At 67.7% G+C, this 16,093-nt stretch carries 15 protein-coding genes; 8 read left to right on the top strand and 7 right to left on the bottom strand.

Annotated elements, in window-relative coordinates; translation table 11 throughout:
* The first annotated feature begins 74 nt into the window (after positions 1–74).
* From ARTB_RS19225 to ARTB_RS19210, 4 genes are read left to right on the top strand one after another with little or no spacing between them, the layout of a single operon-like run.
* Positions 75–1,286 (top strand): thiolase family protein, encoded by a 1,212-nt coding sequence (locus ARTB_RS19225; protein WP_243181932.1) that lies wholly within the window; start codon positions 75–77, stop codon positions 1,284–1,286.
* The gene (locus ARTB_RS19220; protein WP_243181931.1) at positions 1,286–2,083 is read left to right on the top strand and encodes an enoyl-CoA hydratase/isomerase family protein; all 798 of its coding nucleotides are present in this window, start codon (positions 1,286–1,288) and stop codon (positions 2,081–2,083) included. The genes ARTB_RS19225 and ARTB_RS19220 overlap by 1 nt, the downstream gene beginning before the upstream one ends.
* Before the next feature lie 2 nt (positions 2,084–2,085).
* The gene (locus ARTB_RS19215) at positions 2,086–2,988 is read left to right on the top strand and encodes a 3-hydroxyacyl-CoA dehydrogenase family protein (protein ID WP_243181930.1); all 903 of its coding nucleotides are present in this window, start codon (positions 2,086–2,088) and stop codon (positions 2,986–2,988) included.
* Positions 2,989–3,020: 32 nt separating this feature from the next.
* Positions 3,021–3,644, top strand: a complete 624-nt coding sequence (locus ARTB_RS19210) for a GNAT family N-acetyltransferase (protein WP_243181929.1) — start codon at positions 3,021–3,023, stop codon at positions 3,642–3,644.
* Here ARTB_RS19210 and ARTB_RS19205 read toward each other — a convergent pair.
* Positions 3,641–4,468: an SGNH/GDSL hydrolase family protein gene (locus tag ARTB_RS19205; protein ID WP_243181928.1), complete on the bottom strand. Its 828-nt coding sequence runs from the start codon at positions 4,466–4,468 to the stop codon at positions 3,641–3,643. The two genes, ARTB_RS19210 and ARTB_RS19205, sit on opposite strands and share 4 nt — an antisense overlap.
* 153 nt (positions 4,469–4,621) lie before the next feature.
* Here ARTB_RS19205 and ARTB_RS19200 point away from each other — a divergent pair, with 153 nt between their 5' ends.
* Both ARTB_RS19200 and ARTB_RS19195 read left to right on the top strand, forming a co-directional pair.
* Complete coding sequence (locus ARTB_RS19200; RefSeq protein ID WP_243181927.1) at positions 4,622–5,359, top strand: tyrosine-protein phosphatase; 738 nt, start codon at positions 4,622–4,624, stop codon at positions 5,357–5,359.
* A 24-nt stretch (positions 5,360–5,383) separates the two neighbouring features.
* Positions 5,384–8,299 (top strand): S1 family peptidase, encoded by a 2,916-nt coding sequence (locus tag ARTB_RS19195; RefSeq protein WP_243181926.1) that lies wholly within the window; start codon positions 5,384–5,386, stop codon positions 8,297–8,299.
* Positions 8,300–8,413: 114 nt separating this feature from the next.
* On the opposite strand, the gene ARTB_RS19190 is transcribed toward ARTB_RS19195, so the two are convergent.
* Positions 8,414–9,685 (bottom strand): globin domain-containing protein, encoded by a 1,272-nt coding sequence (locus ARTB_RS19190; RefSeq protein ID WP_243181925.1) that lies wholly within the window; start codon positions 9,683–9,685, stop codon positions 8,414–8,416.
* Between the two features lie 249 nt (positions 9,686–9,934).
* Complete coding sequence (locus ARTB_RS19185) at positions 9,935–10,351, bottom strand: PaaI family thioesterase (RefSeq protein ID WP_223913660.1); 417 nt, start codon at positions 10,349–10,351, stop codon at positions 9,935–9,937.
* 164 nt (positions 10,352–10,515) lie between these two features.
* Here ARTB_RS19185 and paaZ point away from each other — a divergent pair, with 164 nt between their 5' ends.
* Together paaZ and ARTB_RS21875 are read left to right on the top strand one after the other, a co-directional pair.
* On the top strand, positions 10,516–12,618 hold the full coding sequence (gene paaZ / locus ARTB_RS19180) for a phenylacetic acid degradation bifunctional protein PaaZ (RefSeq protein WP_243181924.1): 2,103 nt from the start codon (positions 10,516–10,518) through the stop codon (positions 12,616–12,618).
* A gap of 176 nt (positions 12,619–12,794) precedes the next feature.
* On the top strand, positions 12,795–13,202 hold the full coding sequence (locus ARTB_RS21875) for a VOC family protein (protein WP_243181923.1): 408 nt from the start codon (positions 12,795–12,797) through the stop codon (positions 13,200–13,202).
* 107 nt (positions 13,203–13,309) lie between these two features.
* On the opposite strand, the gene ARTB_RS19170 is transcribed toward ARTB_RS21875, so the two are convergent.
* The 4 genes from ARTB_RS19170 to ARTB_RS19155 form a co-directional block, all read right to left on the bottom strand.
* Positions 13,310–13,711 (bottom strand): (R)-mandelonitrile lyase, encoded by a 402-nt coding sequence (locus tag ARTB_RS19170; RefSeq protein WP_243181922.1) that lies wholly within the window; start codon positions 13,709–13,711, stop codon positions 13,310–13,312.
* A gap of 8 nt (positions 13,712–13,719) precedes the next feature.
* Entirely contained in the window at positions 13,720–14,052 is a 333-nt protein-coding gene (locus ARTB_RS19165; RefSeq protein WP_243181921.1) for a carboxymuconolactone decarboxylase family protein, read from the bottom strand.
* Positions 14,053–14,124: 72 nt separating this feature from the next.
* Entirely contained in the window at positions 14,125–15,153 is a 1,029-nt protein-coding gene (locus ARTB_RS19160) for an aldo/keto reductase (protein WP_243181920.1), read from the bottom strand.
* A 20-nt stretch (positions 15,154–15,173) separates the two neighbouring features.
* On the bottom strand, positions 15,174–16,055 hold the full coding sequence (locus tag ARTB_RS19155) for an aldo/keto reductase (protein WP_243181919.1): 882 nt from the start codon (positions 16,053–16,055) through the stop codon (positions 15,174–15,176).
* Between the last annotated feature and the right edge of the window lie 38 nt (positions 16,056–16,093).

Raw genomic sequence — 16,093 nt, 5'->3', positions numbered from 1 at the left:
TGTAATCTTTATAGAACGAACGGTCGGTAAATTACTCTGCTGCCGGCCCCGCTTTCTTGGTGAAGGATGTTCTCATGGTCGAGGCTTTTCTTGTTGGCGGCGCCCGCACTCCCGTGGGCCGCTACGGCGGCGCCCTCTCCGCAGTCCGCCCCGATGACCTGGCCGCACTGGTAGTCCGCGAGGCTGTGGCCCGCGCCGGCATCGATCCGGACACCATCGACGAGGTCATCCTCGGCAACGCCAACGGTGCCGGCGAAGAGAACCGCAACGTGGCCCGCATGGCCACCCTCCTTGCCGGGCTGCCCCTCCACATCTCCGGCATCACCGTGAACCGGCTCTGCGCCTCCGGGCTCAGCGCCATCATCATGGCCAGCCACATGATCAAGTCCGGTGCCGCGGACATCGTGATCGCCGGCGGCGTCGAATCCATGAGCCGCGCCCCCTGGGTCCAGGAAAAACCCCGGACCGCCTTCGCCAAACCGGGCGAAATCTTCGACACCTCCATCGGCTGGCGTTTCGTCAACCCCCAGTTCACCAAGGGCGAGCTGTCCCGGGACGGCAAAATGACCTACTCCATGCCGGAGACGGCAGAAGAAGTGGGGCGGGTTGACGGCATCTCGCGGGAGGACGCCGACGCCTTCGCCGTCCGCTCCCACGAACGCGCCCTGGCCGCCATCGCCGCCGGCCGCTTCGCCGAGGAAATCGTCCCCGTGACCGTCAAGACCCGCAAGGGCGAGACCGTGGTGGACACCGATGAGGGCCCCCGCGCCGGCACCACCATGGACGTCCTCGCCGGGCTCCGGCCGGTAGTCAAGGGCGGCTCGATCGTCACCGCCGGCAACTCCTCCACCCTCAACGACGGCGCCTCCGCCATCATCGTTGCCTCGGAGGCCGCGATCCAGAAGCTTGGCCTCACGGCCCGCGCCCGCATCATCGACGGCGCCTCAGCCGGCTGCGAGCCCGAGATCATGGGCATCGGCCCGGTCCCGGCCACCCAGAAGGTGCTCGCCCGTTCCGGGCTCAGCGTCGAGGACCTCGGCGCCGTCGAGCTCAACGAGGCGTTCGCGACCCAGTCCCTGGCCAGCATGCGCCGGCTCGGCCTCGACCCGGAGATCGTGAACCGCGACGGCGGCGCGATCTCCCTGGGCCACCCGCTGGGGTCCTCCGGTTCCCGGATCGCCATCACACTGCTGGGCCGGATGGAACGCGAAAACGCCAAAATCGGCCTCGCCACCATGTGCATCGGCGTCGGCCAGGGCACGGCCATGCTGCTGGAGCGCGTCTAGTGGCGGCCCCGGCCCTCGACCCGGCTGGCTTCGGCACGCTCCTGGTCGAAGAGCGCGAGGACCGCGTGGTGGTGGTGCTCAACCGCCCCGAGGTCCGCAACGCGATCGACCAGCAGATGGTCGATGAACTCCACACCGTCTGCGCCCATCTCGAGCGGCACCCCAAAGTCCTCATCATCGCCGGCACTGACGGGGTGTTCGCCTCCGGCGCCGACATCGGCCAGCTGCGCGAACGCCGCCGCGACGATGCCCTGCAGGGCATCAATTCCACCATTTTCGTCCGGATTGCCAAGCTGCCGATGCCCGTCATCGCGGCACTGGACGGCTTCTGCCTGGGCGGCGGCGCCGAACTGGCGTACGCCGCCGACTTCCGGATCGGCACCCCGTCCGTCCGGATCGGCAATCCCGAAACCGGACTCGGCATCCTGGCCGCCGCCGGCGCCAGCTGGCGCCTCAAGGAACTCGTGGGGGAGCCCGTCGCCAAGGAAATGCTGCTCGCCGGTTCCGTGCTGCGCGCAGAACGTGCCCTCGCGGTCAATCTCATCACCGAAATCCATGAACCGTCCGATCTGATGGCCGCTGCCCACAGCGTCGCCGACCGGATTGCCACGCAGGATCCGCTCGCCGTCCGCATCACCAAATCCGTGTTCCATGCCCCGGCCGAGGCGCATCCCCTCATTGACCAGCTGGCACAGGGGATCCTCTTCGAATCCCAGGCCAAGTTCGACCGTATGCAGGCTTTTCTGGATAAGAAATCAGAAAAGAAGTCAGCCAAAGAATCAGGGAAGCAGAAATAGACATGGGCAACTCCGCACTCCCCGCCAACCTTCCCGCCAGTGATCTTCCCAACAGCAACCTTCCCCACTCCGTGGGAGTCCTCGGTGGCGGCCGCATGGGCGCAGGCATCGCCCACGCCTTCCTGATCAACGGAGCCAACGTCGTGGTCGTCGAGCGCGACGAGGCGTCGGCCGAGGCCGCCCGGGAGCGGGTCGAGTCCGCCGCCGCCAAGAGCATTGAGCGCGGCGCCGTGGACGGCAACCTGGACGAGATCGTTTCCCGGCTCGAGGTCACCGTGGACTACGACGACTTCGTCGGCCGGCAGCTTGTGGTCGAGGCCGTTCCGGAGGACTGGGACCTGAAGATCACCGCGCTGCGCGGCATCGAGGAACGGCTCGCCGACGGCGCCTACCTCGCCTCCAACACGTCCTCGCTCTCCGTCAACGGTCTGGCCCGCGAACTGAAGCGGCCGCAGAACTTCCTGGGCCTGCACTTCTTCAACCCGGTGCCGGCGTCGACGCTCATCGAGGTGGTCCTCGGCGAGCAGACTTCCGGCGCCCTGGCCCAGGCCGCCCGCGGGTGGGTCGAGGCGCTCGGCAAGACCGCCGTCGTGGTCAACGACGCGCCCGGCTTCGCCTCCTCCAGGCTGGGCGTCGCGATCGCCCTCGAAGCGATGCGCATGGTGGAAGAGGGCGTGGCCACCGCGGAAGACATCGACAACGCCATGGTGCTGGGCTACAAGCACCCCACGGGACCGCTGCGGACCACCGACATTGTGGGCCTGGACGTGCGCCTCGGCATCGCGGAGTACTTGCAGTCCACGCTTGGTGACCGTTTCGCTCCGCCGCAGATCCTCCGCGACAAGGTCGCCCGCGGCGAACTGGGCCGCAAGTCCGGCAAGGGCTTCTTCGACTGGACCAAGTGACCGGCATTCGTGCCTGCCCCTAGGATGGTGCGGTGACCTCCCTGGACCGCCCCGCGATTGCGCCCATCACCCTGACCGGCAAGTACGTCGTCCTTGAGCCGCTGAGCCAGGACCACCATGACGGCCTTGTCGAGGCGGCACGCGACGGCGAGCTGTGGCACCTCTGGTACACCAGCGTGCCCGCCCCGCAGCACATGGCCGCCGAGATTGAGCGTCGCCTGGCCCTGCGGGACAGCGGCGCCATGCTGCCCTTCACCACGCGGCTGCTGGACCCCGCCACGGGCGGGCCGGGCCGGGTGATCGGCATGACCACCTACATGAACATCGACGCCGCCACGCCCCGGGTGGAGATCGGCTCCACCTGGAACGCGGCGTCCGCGCATGGCAGCGGCAGCAACCCGGACTCCAAGTTGCTGCTGCTGCGGCACGCCTTCGAGACGCTGGGCTGCCCCGCCGTCGAGTTCCGGACGCACTGGCTCAACCACCAGTCCCGCGAGGCGATCACGCGGCTGGGGGCCAAACAGGACGGCGTGCTCCGCAGCCACACGCGCAGCGCCGACGGGGCGCTGCGGGACACCGTGGTGTATTCCATCCTGGAACATGAATGGCCGATGGTCCGGAACTCCCTCGAATCCCGGCTGGCCAAGCGGCGCTAGCGTGCCGAGTAGGCCTTGGCCCCGTTAAGCGATGCGAAGTACGCCTCGTATCCCCGGGCGTTCGGGTGGAAGTTTTCGGGACTGGCGAGGGCCGTACGGCTGAAATTGATCCACGGGGCCGCAGAGTTCACGCCGTGACCTGCGAAAGCGGCCCGCACATCGACGTACTCAGCTCCGGTGGCCCGGGCGGCGGCGGCGATGGAGCCGTTCAGGCCGTCCGCCAGGACCGTGGCCTTGTAGATGAACCGGGACATCGGATCAGCCTGGCCGGGCGCGACCGGATCGTAGAGGTAGGGGTAGCCCGTCACTACAACCTTGGCGTTGGGGGCCGCAGCCTTCACGCGCTGGATCATCGCTGTCACGTCGCTGGACAGCCGATGGCTGGAGATCTGGCCCTCGGCGTAGGCACTGGCTGCATCGCACAGCGGCCCCGCAGCGGGATTGACCATGGCGGCGCCGCACGAGGCGAGGATTTCCGCAAACCGGAGGTTGTTGCCGCCGGCGGTGATGGTGACGAGCCCGGTGGTCCTGGTCAGCCGCCTGAGCTGGGTGTTGACGACGTCCTGGGTCGTCTTGCCGCTGCAGGCCGCGTTGGCGACGAGTTTGATGGTCTTCGTGTGGGCAGCGAGTTCGGAATAGCTGTTCTCGCTGCGGTAGCAATCATCCAGGTACGGCCCCGCCCCCAGCCCGGCGGCATAGGAGTCTCCGAGCGCGACGTACCGGGTCCTGTCCGCCGCCTCCGCCGGTACCGCCGCCACACCGGCCGCCATGGCCAGGGCGGCGAGACCGGCCGCCAGAGCGGTCCGAAGTTTCAGAGGTCCCATGGTGTTCTCCTCAGTGGCACCCTGGGTTCAGCGCCCGTGCCGTGAAAAACGTGTTGCGAAGCGTTAACCCCGCACCATGCCAATGGTCCCATTGTGTATAACGTTTGTGAATCCTGCCGCGGATCGCGCTGGTGCGTGTGCTTAGCTTTCTGGATGATGATTCCTGCAGCGCCCCTGGGCCAAGCCAAGGGGCAGGCGGTGCCCGGAACCGTGGAGTGGGAGGGGGCCGTCAACGCGTGGCACGTGGCCGGGGACGTGTTCCGCATGGGACGGCGGGAGTGGCTCACCGAGTCAGGCTGGCGGCAGGTGCACCGCCGGGGCATCCGGACCGTCATCGACCTCCGCAACGAAGCCGAAATCCGGCGTCGGGAGACCGATCCGCCGGTGCGGGCTGGGGCCCTGGCCGGTTTCGACGTCGTCCTGGCCCCCACCGACGACCCGGATAACCGCGAATTCCGCGAGCTCTGCGTGCCGTACCTGAACGACCCCGCCTGTTATGCGGACAACGCCAGGCTGTTCCCGCACCTGCTGGCCCGGGTCTTCAAGGCGGTGGCCGCCGCGGAGGGCGGTGTGGTCATCCATTGCTCCGCGGGGCGGGACCGGAGCGGCATGATCGCCGCGATGCTCCAGGACCTCGCCGGTGACAGCGACGAGGCCATCGTGAGCGGCTACCAGCGCTCCATGCGGGGCATCAACGAGCACCTCCGGCACGCCGCCGTCCCGCATCCCCACGAGCGTTTCTTGCCTGAGAACGTGCTGGTGCCCCTGCTGGAATCCCGGGGCAAGAGCCTGCTGCAATTTGTCCGCTCCCTCAACACCGCGGACTACCTCTTCCGCCACGGCGTGACGACCCCGGAACTCGCGGCCATCCTCGGAAAGCTCGGCCGATAGGGTGGGCGCAGTTAGGGTAGGCCAGTGAAGACTCCGAAGTTCCAGCCGATGGTGCGGGCCGCCGCTGCCCTCGCGATTGCGCTTGCCGGTACCATGCCTGCCTTTGCGCTGACCGCGGTCCCGGCCATGGCCGAAGCCAACGCCCCCGCCCCAGTCCCTGCAGACCCGGCGCCGGCTGCGTCGGCGATCGCGACGCCGGTTTCGACGGCGGTCCCGGTCCCGGTGCCGGTCTCGACGGCGGTCCCGGTGCCGCCTGCGTCTGCGGTCCCGACAGCGGTCCCGGTGCCGGCTGACGCGCCTTTGGCCGGTTCTACTCCGGTGCCGTCCGCGACGCCGATCAGCGATTCCGGCCTCGCGGAGGCCGTGCGGCGGGACCTTGGCATGACCCTCGCGGAATTCGACGCCGCCGGTGCGCTTGCCCGCCGGGCCGCCGACGCCGCGCCCTCCCTGCGCGCGCTTCCCGGCTATGTGGGGATCAGCCTCGCCGGAGGCAAAATCGCGGTTGAAGGCAGCGGCGCCGAACTCCGTGCCCGCGTGGCCGAACTGAACGGGTCCGGCCCGGCCGACTTCCTGCTTGCCGCCCCCGCGGCCGCCGCCGCTGTCCCGTCAGCCGCGGAGCTGCTGGCCTCCAGCACCCAGCAACTGTTCGAGGCCTATGTCCGCGAGGTCGGGGCCGCCGGGCTGCAGGCTGTCACCTACACAGACGGCCACTTTGTCATCCGCACCGGCGGCACCAACACGGCGCAGTCCGTTCCGGCTGCCGACGCCCTTCCCGCCCTTCCGGCCGCAGTTCCCGCCTCCGTTGTTCCCGCCTCCGGCGCGGGTGTGCAGCCGGCGAAAGCTCCGGGCACGGTGCCGAAGATGTCCGCGGCCGAATTCGTGGCCCGCTACGCCAACGTGACGCTGGAACAAGGATCCCGGATCACCACCGAGGAGGACTACTTTGGCGGCGAGGGCTACATCGTTGACGGCCTAGCCCTGTGCTCGGCCGGGTTCGGGGCCTTCAGCCCCGCGGGCGAGCCTCTGGTCCTGACCGCCGGGCACTGCGCCGGTGACGGCTCCGCGAAGCAGGCCGAGATCGAAAATCCGGCAGGTGCGCCAGCGGCCGGGGGTGCAGGTTCTGGCGCGGCCGCCGGGATCCTGGGCACCTTCGGGTTCAGCCAGTTCGGCGGCACCGGCAATTCCAAAGTTGCGCCGGACGGCACCAACGTCGGCACGGACATCGCCGTCCTCCACGGCATCAGGAGCGGCCTGGACCTCCAGCCCGCCGTCACCCGATGGGACAAGCCCGCCGACCCGGGGCCGACGTCCGTGAAGATTGTGGGAACAGTGGCTCCTTTCCAGGGCCAGCCCGTGTGCCGGTCCGGCCGGACCACCGGGTGGAGATGCGGCACGGTGGACTCGGTCGGCATCTGGGCCATGGTTGGGCCAAATTCACTACCGCCCGATTATGACAACGATCTCCGGGCCGTCCGGGGCTTCGACTCAACGTCCGTCACCTCCGGCGGCGGGGACTCCGGCGGCCCGTGGATCAGCGGGAACTTCGCCGTCGGGCTGCACACGGGGGCGGAAAGTACCGACCAGGGCGTCCAGACGCGGGCCATCGCGACCAGCCTCGAGGACGCCATGGGCCAGGTCCCCGGCGGTGTCCAGCTGCAACTGTTCCTGGCCAAGCCAGCGCTCGCTGCGGCCTCCACCGGAACCGTCACGGCCGGTGAGCCGATTACCGGGCACATCGATGCCGGCCCGGCCTCCGTGGTGGCTCCGAATTCCAAGGTCAGCATCACCGTCCTGAACCAGAAACCAGGCCAGACCTCGGGCCAGAAGGACGGCCAGCCCCTGGAAGTACCGGTCGACGCGTCGGGAAACTGGCAGTTCCCTGCACCGTCGTTGGCCGGGCCCTTCAAGTTCTCGGCTGAGACCGTGAACGGCTTCAGCGGCTCCGGCGCCGTCGCCCTGTCCGTCGATGTCTCCCGCCTCGCGGCTCCGGCCATCACCTCACCGGTGGACGGCCAGCCGGACGGCCCGGGACTCACCGCCATCGAAACCATCGAGGGCACCGGAGAAGCCGGAGGCACGGTGCGGCTCTCCGGCGACTTCACCGGGACCGGGCTCGTCGACGCAGACGGCCGCTGGAGCATTAACGTGGCCGATCAGCCGGTCTTCGGAAAAATTTCGGTCACGGCAGTGCTCACGGCCAACGGAGAAATGGACAGTCCCGCGGCGACCCGCACCTACACCGTCATTCCGCCGGCTCCGGCGGTGTCGAACCTCAGGGACGGCCAACACCTGCGACAGGACGCCCTGCCAGCCACCATCTTTGGCACGGCCCTTCGAGGTGCCGGCGTGGCCGTGGCTGTGGACGGGGTGGCCGTGGACTCCGTGCAGGCCGGTTCCGGTTTCGGAGCGGGCAATGCCGCGCTCGAGCCCGGGACCGCGCAGACCTTGGCCGGCAGTGCCCGGTGGAGTGTCACGTTCCCCGCGGAACTGGCCGCCGGTGCGCACACCTTGACCGTGACGCAAACCATTGACGGCGTCGCATCGCCGCCGGCCGCCGTGGCGTTCAGCGTCGACGCCGCGCCCGTTTCCGGGGAAACTCCGGCCGGCCCGCCAGCCGGGACACCGGGATCCGTGCAGCCGTCAACGCCTGGCCAGCCGGCAGTCCCGCAACAGCCCGCCAACCCGGCCGGGGCTCCCGCCGGACCGGTCAAACCGGTGCAAGCTCCCGCCCCGCCGTCGGACACCTCCGTCATTATGGGCGGCACAGCACCGGACAACACGGCACCAGGCAACACGGCACCAGGCAACACGTCGGGCACCACAGGCCAGCTAGCGAGCACGGGCGCAGGCGGGCTCCTGCCCTTGGCGGGTCTCGGCGCCGGTGTCCTGCTGCTCGGCGCGGCCTTCGTGGCGTTCGGCCGGCGCCGGGCGGTGCGTTAGCCGGGGGCTCCAAGCCCGGGCTCGCCGGAAAGCCGCGGGGTCGCCGTACGGCTACGGCGACCCCGCAAGTTTTGGGCGAATCCGGGCGTTCGGGAGGAAACAGCGAGCCGCGGGTTACTGGAAGTCAGCCAGCCAGAGATCCGGGCCGAATACCTCGTACTGAATGTCCTTGGCGGGGACGCCACCGGCAATCAAGGCGCTCCGAACCGACTTCAGGAACGGCAGGGGGCCGCAGAGGTAGTACTCGGCGTCGTCCGGGAGTTCGACGTCGCTGACGTCCATGAAACCGGAGAGCACGGAACCGGACGCCCCGCCGGTCTCGCGCGCCCCGCCGGTCTCGCGCGCCTCGCCGGTTTCGCCCGCCTCACCGGTCCCCGCTGCCTCCGCGGGAGTCAGGAACCACGTCTTCAGGGTCCCGTCCGCGAGTTTCGCGAGATCTTCCCTCACCTGCGCGCGGAGCGGGAAGGATGCCTCGCTGTCGTCGGCATGCAGCAGCATCACCTGGCGTCGTGAACCGGACTGCACCAGGTGGGAGAGCATCCCGGCCATGGGCGTGATGCCGATTCCCGCGCTGGCCATGACCAGGGGCCTGTCCGTGTACTCCAGCACAACGTCGCCGAACGGAGCCGAGAGCACCACCTCGTCGCCTACCTGCACTTCATTGTGGAGCAGACTGGACATCTCGCCGTCGGGAGTCGGAAGCCCGTGGACCCTCTTGACGGCGAACTGCCGGTGCTGGCCGTCATCGGCCTTGGTCAGGCTGTATTGCCGGGGCTGCTGTACGCCGTCGGGCATGGTCATCTTGAGGGTCACGTACTGCCCGGGCAGGGACGGCTTGACGTCCCGTTCGTCGGTCCGCTCGACGACGAACGAGACGACGTCGGCGGTCTCCTGGATCCGCTGCACAACCCGCCACGTCCGCCAAATGGTCTCGGGGGAGAGGTGCACTGCGTTGTACAGCCCGCGCTCCTTGTTGATAAGCAGGTTCGCCATCAGCCAGTAGACCTCGTCCCAGGCGGCGGCGACCTCGGGAGTGACGGCATCGCCCAGAACATCCACGATCGCCCACATGAGGTGGTCGTGGACAATCTGGTACTGGTCCGGGCTTAGTCCCAGCGAGACGTGTTTGTGGGCCACCCGGGAGAGCAGATGGTCCGGCACCTGGTCCGGTTTCTCTACGAGCATGCCGGCGAAGGCCGCGATGGATCCGGCGAGCGCCTGCTGCTGGCGGCCGTCCGCCTGGTTTCCCCGGTTGAAGAGCCCGTCCAGGAGATCCGGCTGCGCCTCGAACATATGTTTGTAGAAGCGCTTGGCGATTTCCTCGATGTGCTCACCGACTACGGGCAGCGTTGCCTGAATGACGGGAAGTGAGGTGTCTGAGAGCATGGTGGATCCCTTCCGGTGAGACCGGTGATACCCGGCGGTGCCGGGCGACTCAGCACTTCCAAGCTAACAGCCGCGGCACCGTGCCTTCCGGGCCGATCGGCCCTACAGCGGGGGCGGGGTCCGGTGTAGGCGGGTGCTCACGCCCGGGTGCTCACGCCCTCGGCCCGAGTTCGCCGGAAAGCTCCCGGGTCGCCGGAAAGATACGGCGAACCCGCACGGTTCCGGCGACTCCGAGGGGCGGGGCAGAAGTCAGGCCTTGCGGTCCAGCAGCAGGTTGGTGATCCGCAGCGTGCAGATTCGCTGGCCGGTCTCGTTCGTGATCAGCACCTCGTGGGTGGTCAGTGTGCCGCCCAGATGGATAGGGGTGGCCGTGATCGTGATCAGTCCCTCGCGGGCCGACTTGTGGTGCGTGGCCGAGACGTCGACGCCCACCGCCGTCTTGCCCAGGGTGCTGGCGTGGATGACGGCGGCCCAGGACCCCACGGCCTCGCCCACGGCCAGTGAGGCGCCGCCGTGCAGGAGCCCGAACGACTGCCGGTTGCCCTCCACCGGCATGGTCGCGACCACGCGGTCCACTGACTCCTCGACGATCTTCACGCCCATCTTCTCATCGAGTTCCCCCAGGGTGATTTTCCACAACTCGGTGCTGCCGGTCTCGGGCGTCATAGCGTCTCCTTTGTTGCCGGCCGCCGGGTCCCGGACGGTCGGTGCCGCCGCGGCTAGTGTGCGGCAGGCCTCATTCATGTACTGTAGATTATATTACCGAACGGACGGTCAGTAATGTTCCGGCCGTGTTGATCTTGCTCCCCCGTTGGAAGGACCCGTCAACGATGACCACCACAGCCGCACCCGCAGTAGACACTGTCGAGATCGTTCCCAGTTTCATCCGGGGTTCCTGGTGGACTCCCGACGACGCCGCCGCCGCCGGCGCGGCGCCGGTACTGGACGCCAGCACCGGCGAGCTCCTGGCGAAGGTGAGCACCGAGGGACTCGACCTCGCCGCCGTCGTGGATTACGGCCGCACCACCGGCCAGACGGAACTTGGCACGCTGACCTTCCACCAGCGCGCGCTCAAGCTCAAGGAACTGGCGCAGTACCTCAACGGCCGCCGCGAGGAGTTCTACGCGCTCTCGGCGCAGACCGGCGCCACCAAGATCGACTCCATGATCGACATCGACGGCGGCATCGGCGTCCTGTTCACCTTCGGGTCCAAGGGCCGCCGGGAGCTGCCCAACTCCCAGGTGGTGGTGGATGGCCCCATGGAGGTGCTGTCCCGCGACGGCTCGTTCGCCGGTGAGCACATCTACACCCGCATCCCCGGCGTCGCCGTGCAGATTAACGCCTTCAACTTCCCGGTCTGGGGCATGCTGGAGAAGCTTGCCCCGGCCTTCCTCGCCGGCGTCCCCACCATCGTCAAGCCCGCCACCCCCACCGGGTACGTGGCCGCCGCCGTGGTCAAGGCGATCGACGAATCCGGCATCCTGCCCACCGGCTCGCTGCAGCTGATTTCCGGCTCGGTCCGCACGCTGCTGGACCACCTGGACTACCGCGACCTCGTGGCCTTCACCGGCTCCGCGTCGACCGCCAACACGCTCAAGTCGCACCCCAATGTGGTCAAGGGCGGGGTCCGCTTCACGTCCGAGACCGACTCCCTGAATGCCGCGATCCTGGGCCCGGATGCGGTCAAGGGCACACCGGAATTCGACGCTTTCATCAAGTCCCTCGTCACCGAGATGACCGCCAAGGCCGGCCAGAAATGCACGTCGATCCGCCGCGCGATCGTGCCGCAGGAACTCGTCGCCGACGTCACCGCCGCCGTGGGGGACCGCATCCGCGAACGCGTCGTGCTCGGTGATCCCCGCGCCGAGGGCGTCACCATGGGCGCCCTGGCCTCCCTCGAGCAGCTCGCCGACGTGCGCGCCGCCGTACAGTCCATGCTCGACGCCGGCGGGGAGCTCGCCTACGGCACGCTCGACGCGCCCAAGGTCACCAGCGCGGACGGCAGCATCGGCGTCGTCGACGGCGGCGCCTTCATGTCCCCGGTCCTGCTGAGCTGGGCCAACCCGGAAGCCGAGGAGGTCCACTCGCTCGAGGCATTCGGCCCGGTGTCTTCGGTGATCGGCTACACGGACCTGGCCGACGCCGTCCGCCTCGCCGCCCGCGGCGGCGGCTCGCTGGTCGCCACGGTCTGCACGAACGATCCCGCCGTGGCCCAGCAGCTGGTCACCGGCATCGCGGCCCACCACGGCCGCGTGCTCATGCTCAACCGCGAGGACGCCCGCAGCTCCACCGGCCACGGCTCCCCGGTCCCGCACCTGGTCCACGGCGGTCCCGGCCGCGCCGGCGGCGGCGAAGAGCTCGGCGGCATCCGCTCGGTGATGCACCACATGCAGCGCACCGCCATCCAGGGCTCGCCGAACATGCTCACCGCCGTCACCGGGCTCTGGCACACCGGAGCGGACCGCAACTTCACGCTCGAGACCGAGGGCCAGCACCCGTTCCGGAAATCCCTCGCCACCCTGCACATCGGCGACGCCATCCGCTCGGAGCTGCGCGAGGTCTCGTTGGAGGAAATCACCAAGTTCGCGAACTCCACCGGCGACACCTTCTACGCCCACACCAACCAGGAAGCTGCCGCGGCCAACCCCTTCTTCCCGGGCATCGTGGCGCACGGCTACCTTCTGCTCAGCTGGGCCGCCGGCCTGTTCGTGGAGCCTGCACCGGGCCCGGTCCTGGCCAACTACGGCTTGGAGAACCTGCGGTTCATCACCCCGGTGGCCGCGGGCGATTCCATCCGCGTGACCCTGACGGCCAAGAAGATCACCCCGCGCGAGACCGACGAGTACGGCGAGGTGGCCTGGGACGCCGTCCTGACCAACCAGAACGACGAAATCGTCGCGACTTACGACGTCCTGACCCTCGTCGAGAAGTAGCCTCACCCGACGCTCCCTCACGTCCTGCGGGTCCAGCGCGGACGCTCCCTCACTAGTGCGGGAGCGTCCGCTGTTGTTCTGCCGCGAGTGGGGGAGCGTTGCTTGTTCGGAGGCACAATTTGTAGGGGCTTTCGACCCCGCTCCGGCGTAAAATCTTGCTCGTAGGAGGTGGCGAAATGACCCTAGTACTCAATAAAGCCACAACAGTCCTGCCAGTTGATGATGCAGAGCGTGCCCGGCATTTCTACGCGGACACTTTGGGGCTCCCGCACCGTGGCGTGGCAGATGACGGAAGCGAATTGTTCGGCTCAGAAGGCGGTCCAATGCTGCAGCTGATGCCAGTCAAGGATGGAATGCATTCAGAGCACACCACCCTGAGCTTCGAAGTCAGCGAGATCGAGCGCACGGTCCAGGAAATGGAAGCCAAGGGCGTCATGTTCCAGGACTACGATCGCCCGGACCTCAAGACCGAGAACCATATTTGTACAACGGATTCAGAGAAGTGCGCCTGGTTCATGGACTCCGAGCACAATGTTCTGTGCGTGCACGAGAACATCACCACGGCAGCTGATTACCAGCTCTAAACGGCGGGCAACGGCGGATTTTCGGGCGCTCCGGCTCAGCGGGGCGCCCTTTTCTGTTGCCCGCCGTCATCCAGGGCGCCTCGCCGCCTTCCGGTGGCGCGGGCTGGTCAGCTTCCGTTGTACTCGTCGTCGGTGATGTGCTCGCCCCACGTGGTGGTCGTCGCTGCGTCCTCGCCGTTCTGGAGCATGGCGATATGTTCCATGAAGCAGCCAGGGGCGGCCGCGTGCCAGTGCTCCTCGCCGGGCGGCGTGTAGAGCGTCTGGCCGGGGTGGACTTCGACGATCTTGCCGTCCCGGGTTCCGAACCGGCCAACACCCTGGGTGACGCGGAGGTACTGGCCGCGTTCGTGGGAGTGCCAGGCGGTGCGGGCCCCGGGCGCAAAACGGACGGTCGCTACCACCATCGTCTGATCCGGCTCGTGCGGGAGCGCGATCGGATCGAGCCAGACGTCGCCGGCGAACCGGGCCGGCGGGTTCTTCGCAGTGGGGACAGTGGGTTCGATGTTCATGGTGATCCTTACTCGCTCTCGGTGAAGAGTCGCTTGGCGACGCCCATGGCGGCCATGCCCTTGGGCCAGCCTGCGTAGAGCGTGACATGGGTGATGGCTTCGATGAGTTCTTCCCGGGTGACGCCGTTCTCGAGGGCGCGGCCAAGGTGGAAGCCGAGCTGTTCGGTGTTGCCGCCGGCGGTGAGTACGGCGACGGTGATGAGGCTGCGGTCACGGGCCGGAAGCTCCGGGCGGTTCCAGACGTCCGCGAACAGGACGTCGTCGGTGAGCTCGGCGAGCTTCGGGGCGAAGTCTCCGAACATGTTCCGGCCTCCGCCGATCTGTTGGGGTTGGTCAGTCATGATTTTCCTTCTTTCAGTGGAAACTGGAATTGCTGCACAGGGCTTCATGCAGGGCTTCAACCGCCTCGTTGGTCACAGTTGTTTGCGTCGCCGCGCCAGGGGCGTGAGTTCGTTGGCGCCATAGCTGTTGTCGTCCGGGTTGACGGTAACGCCGGGTGCGACGAGCTGGTCGATGCGGTCCAGCACGTCGCTGGCCAAGGTGATGTCCGCGGCGGGCAGGTAAGACTCGAGCTGTTCCATGGTGCGCGGTCCCACGATGGCGGCCGTGACGCCGGGGTGGTTGATCACGAAGGCGATGGCCAGTTCGATGAGCGTCAGCCCGGCTTGTTCAGCGAGGCGGGCGAGTTCTTCTACGATGTCGAGCTTGCGCTGGTTGGCCGGGCTCGTCATGTCGAACCGGGCGTTCGGCCGCGCGGTTGAGGTGGGCGCGGAGGCTGCGTTTTTACGCCAGCGCCCGGAGAGCCAGCCGCCGCTGAGCGGGCTGTAGGTCAGGGTGCCCATACCGTGGCGCTGCACCGTGGGAAGGATGTCCTCCTCGATACCGCGGACCAGGATCGAGTACGGCGGCTGCTCGGTGACAAACCGCTCGAGGTTGCGTTCCCGGGATGCCCATTGGGCTTCCACGATCTGCGACCCGGAATACGACGAGGAGCCGACGTACCGCACCTTCCCTTGGCGGACCAGGTCGGTGAGGGCGCCGAGAGTCTCCTCGACGTCGGTATCCGGGCTGGGCCGGTGCACCTGGTAGAGGTCGATGTAATCGGTGTTCAAGCGGCGAAGGGAGTCTTCGACCGCCCGCATGATCCAGCGGCGGGATCCACCCCGCTGGTTGGGATCGTCCTCGCTCATGGGCATGAAGAACTTCGTGGCGAGGAACACGTCCTCACGCCGGCCTTCCAGTGCCTGCCCTACGATTTCCTCGGATCCCCCGCCGGAGTAGACATCGGCGGTGTCGATGAAGTTGATTCCCGCGTCGAGGGCGCGGTGGATGATTCGAATGGAGTCCGCGGTGTCATTGTTGCCCCAGGGGCCGAACATCATCGCGCCGAGGCATAAGGGACTGACCCGCACGCCGGTGCGGCCAAGGGGACGGTATTCCATGATGGTGCCTTCTCTCTGTCTCAGGCTTCGGGGATGACCATGGCGAAGCGTTCTTCGCGGGCCTCGTCGGGATCCGGTCCGTTGCGCACGCCGGTGTCGAGTGCGTCGATGGCGGCGAGTTCGTCGGCGCCGAGTTCGAAGTCGAAGACGTCGAAGTTCTCCGCGATGCGTGCGGGGTTGGTCGACTTCGGGATGGCTGAGCGGCCCTGCTGCAGGTGCCAGCGGATCATTATCTGGGCGGGGCTTTTTCCGTGTGTTTGTCCGATGCCGGTGATAGTCGGGTCTTCCATCACGTTCCTGCGCTTCTCGCCCCATCCGGGGTAAAAAGTGATGCCTCCGATCGGTGACCACGCCTGGGTAAGGATGCCGTGTTCGGTGTCCTTTGCCTGGACGGCGGGCTGGGCGAAGTACGGGTGCAGCTCAATCTGGTTCACCGCCGGGACGACGTCTGTGGCCGCCAGCAACTGCACCAGGTGGTGCGGCATGAAGTTGCTGACACCGATCGCCCGGACGCGCCCGTCAGCAAGCAGGGTCTCCAGTGCCTTGTACGCGCCGACAGTTCTTTCGAAGCGGTCGGGGGCGGGCTGATGCAGGATGAACAGGTCCAGGTAGTCGACGCCCAGCTTGCCAACAGCCTTCTCCCAGGCTTGCAGCGTCTGGTCATACCCGTAGTCGCTGACCCAGACTTTGGTCTCGATGAACACGTCGGAACGGTCCAGGCCCGAGTTGCGGATGCCCTCACCGACCTCCCGCTCGTTGCCGTACGCCGCGGCAGTGTCGATGTGCCGGTAGCCGGCCGCCAGCGCCGTTTCGACGGCCGCCGTCGTTTGCTCCGGTGCGCTTTGGAAGACGCCCAGTCCGAGGGCGGGCATCGTGACGCCGTTATTGAGAGTAAGTTCCATGTTCATGCCTTTCACGGTATTCAGGTGTGCGGGATTGT

The sequence above is a fragment of the Arthrobacter humicola genome, assembly GCF_022803015.1.
Taxonomy (GTDB): Bacteria; Actinomycetota; Actinomycetes; order Actinomycetales; family Micrococcaceae; genus Arthrobacter; species Arthrobacter humicola_A.
The sequence above is the reverse complement of the archived record's forward strand: the minus strand, read 5'-3'. Positions and strand labels throughout refer to the sequence as shown.

What these genes read in the sequence shown, in the direction of transcription:
- ARTB_RS19190 (WP_243181925.1), bottom strand. Translation starts at nt 9,685, where the DNA reads ATGCTCTCAGACACCTCACTTCCCGTCATTCAGGCAACGCTGCCCGTA.
- ARTB_RS19215 (WP_243181930.1), top strand. Translation starts at nt 2,086, where the DNA reads ATGGGCAACTCCGCACTCCCCGCCAACCTTCCCGCCAGTGATCTTCCC.
- ARTB_RS19225 (WP_243181932.1), top strand. Translation starts at nt 75, where the DNA reads ATGGTCGAGGCTTTTCTTGTTGGCGGCGCCCGCACTCCCGTGGGCCGC.
- ARTB_RS19200 (WP_243181927.1), top strand. Translation starts at nt 4,622, where the DNA reads ATGATGATTCCTGCAGCGCCCCTGGGCCAAGCCAAGGGGCAGGCGGTG.
- ARTB_RS19170 (WP_243181922.1), bottom strand. Translation starts at nt 13,711, where the DNA reads ATGAACATCGAACCCACTGTCCCCACTGCGAAGAACCCGCCGGCCCGG.
- ARTB_RS19185 (WP_223913660.1), bottom strand. Translation starts at nt 10,351, where the DNA reads ATGACGCCCGAGACCGGCAGCACCGAGTTGTGGAAAATCACCCTGGGG.
- ARTB_RS19205 (WP_243181928.1), bottom strand. Translation starts at nt 4,468, where the DNA reads ATGGGACCTCTGAAACTTCGGACCGCTCTGGCGGCCGGTCTCGCCGCC.
- ARTB_RS19155 (WP_243181919.1), bottom strand. Translation starts at nt 16,055, where the DNA reads ATGGAACTTACTCTCAATAACGGCGTCACGATGCCCGCCCTCGGACTG.
- ARTB_RS21875 (WP_243181923.1), top strand. Translation starts at nt 12,795, where the DNA reads ATGACCCTAGTACTCAATAAAGCCACAACAGTCCTGCCAGTTGATGAT.
- ARTB_RS19160 (WP_243181920.1), bottom strand. Translation starts at nt 15,153, where the DNA reads ATGGAATACCGTCCCCTTGGCCGCACCGGCGTGCGGGTCAGTCCCTTA.
- paaZ (WP_243181924.1), top strand. Translation starts at nt 10,516, where the DNA reads ATGACCACCACAGCCGCACCCGCAGTAGACACTGTCGAGATCGTTCCC.
- ARTB_RS19165 (WP_243181921.1), bottom strand. Translation starts at nt 14,052, where the DNA reads ATGACTGACCAACCCCAACAGATCGGCGGAGGCCGGAACATGTTCGGA.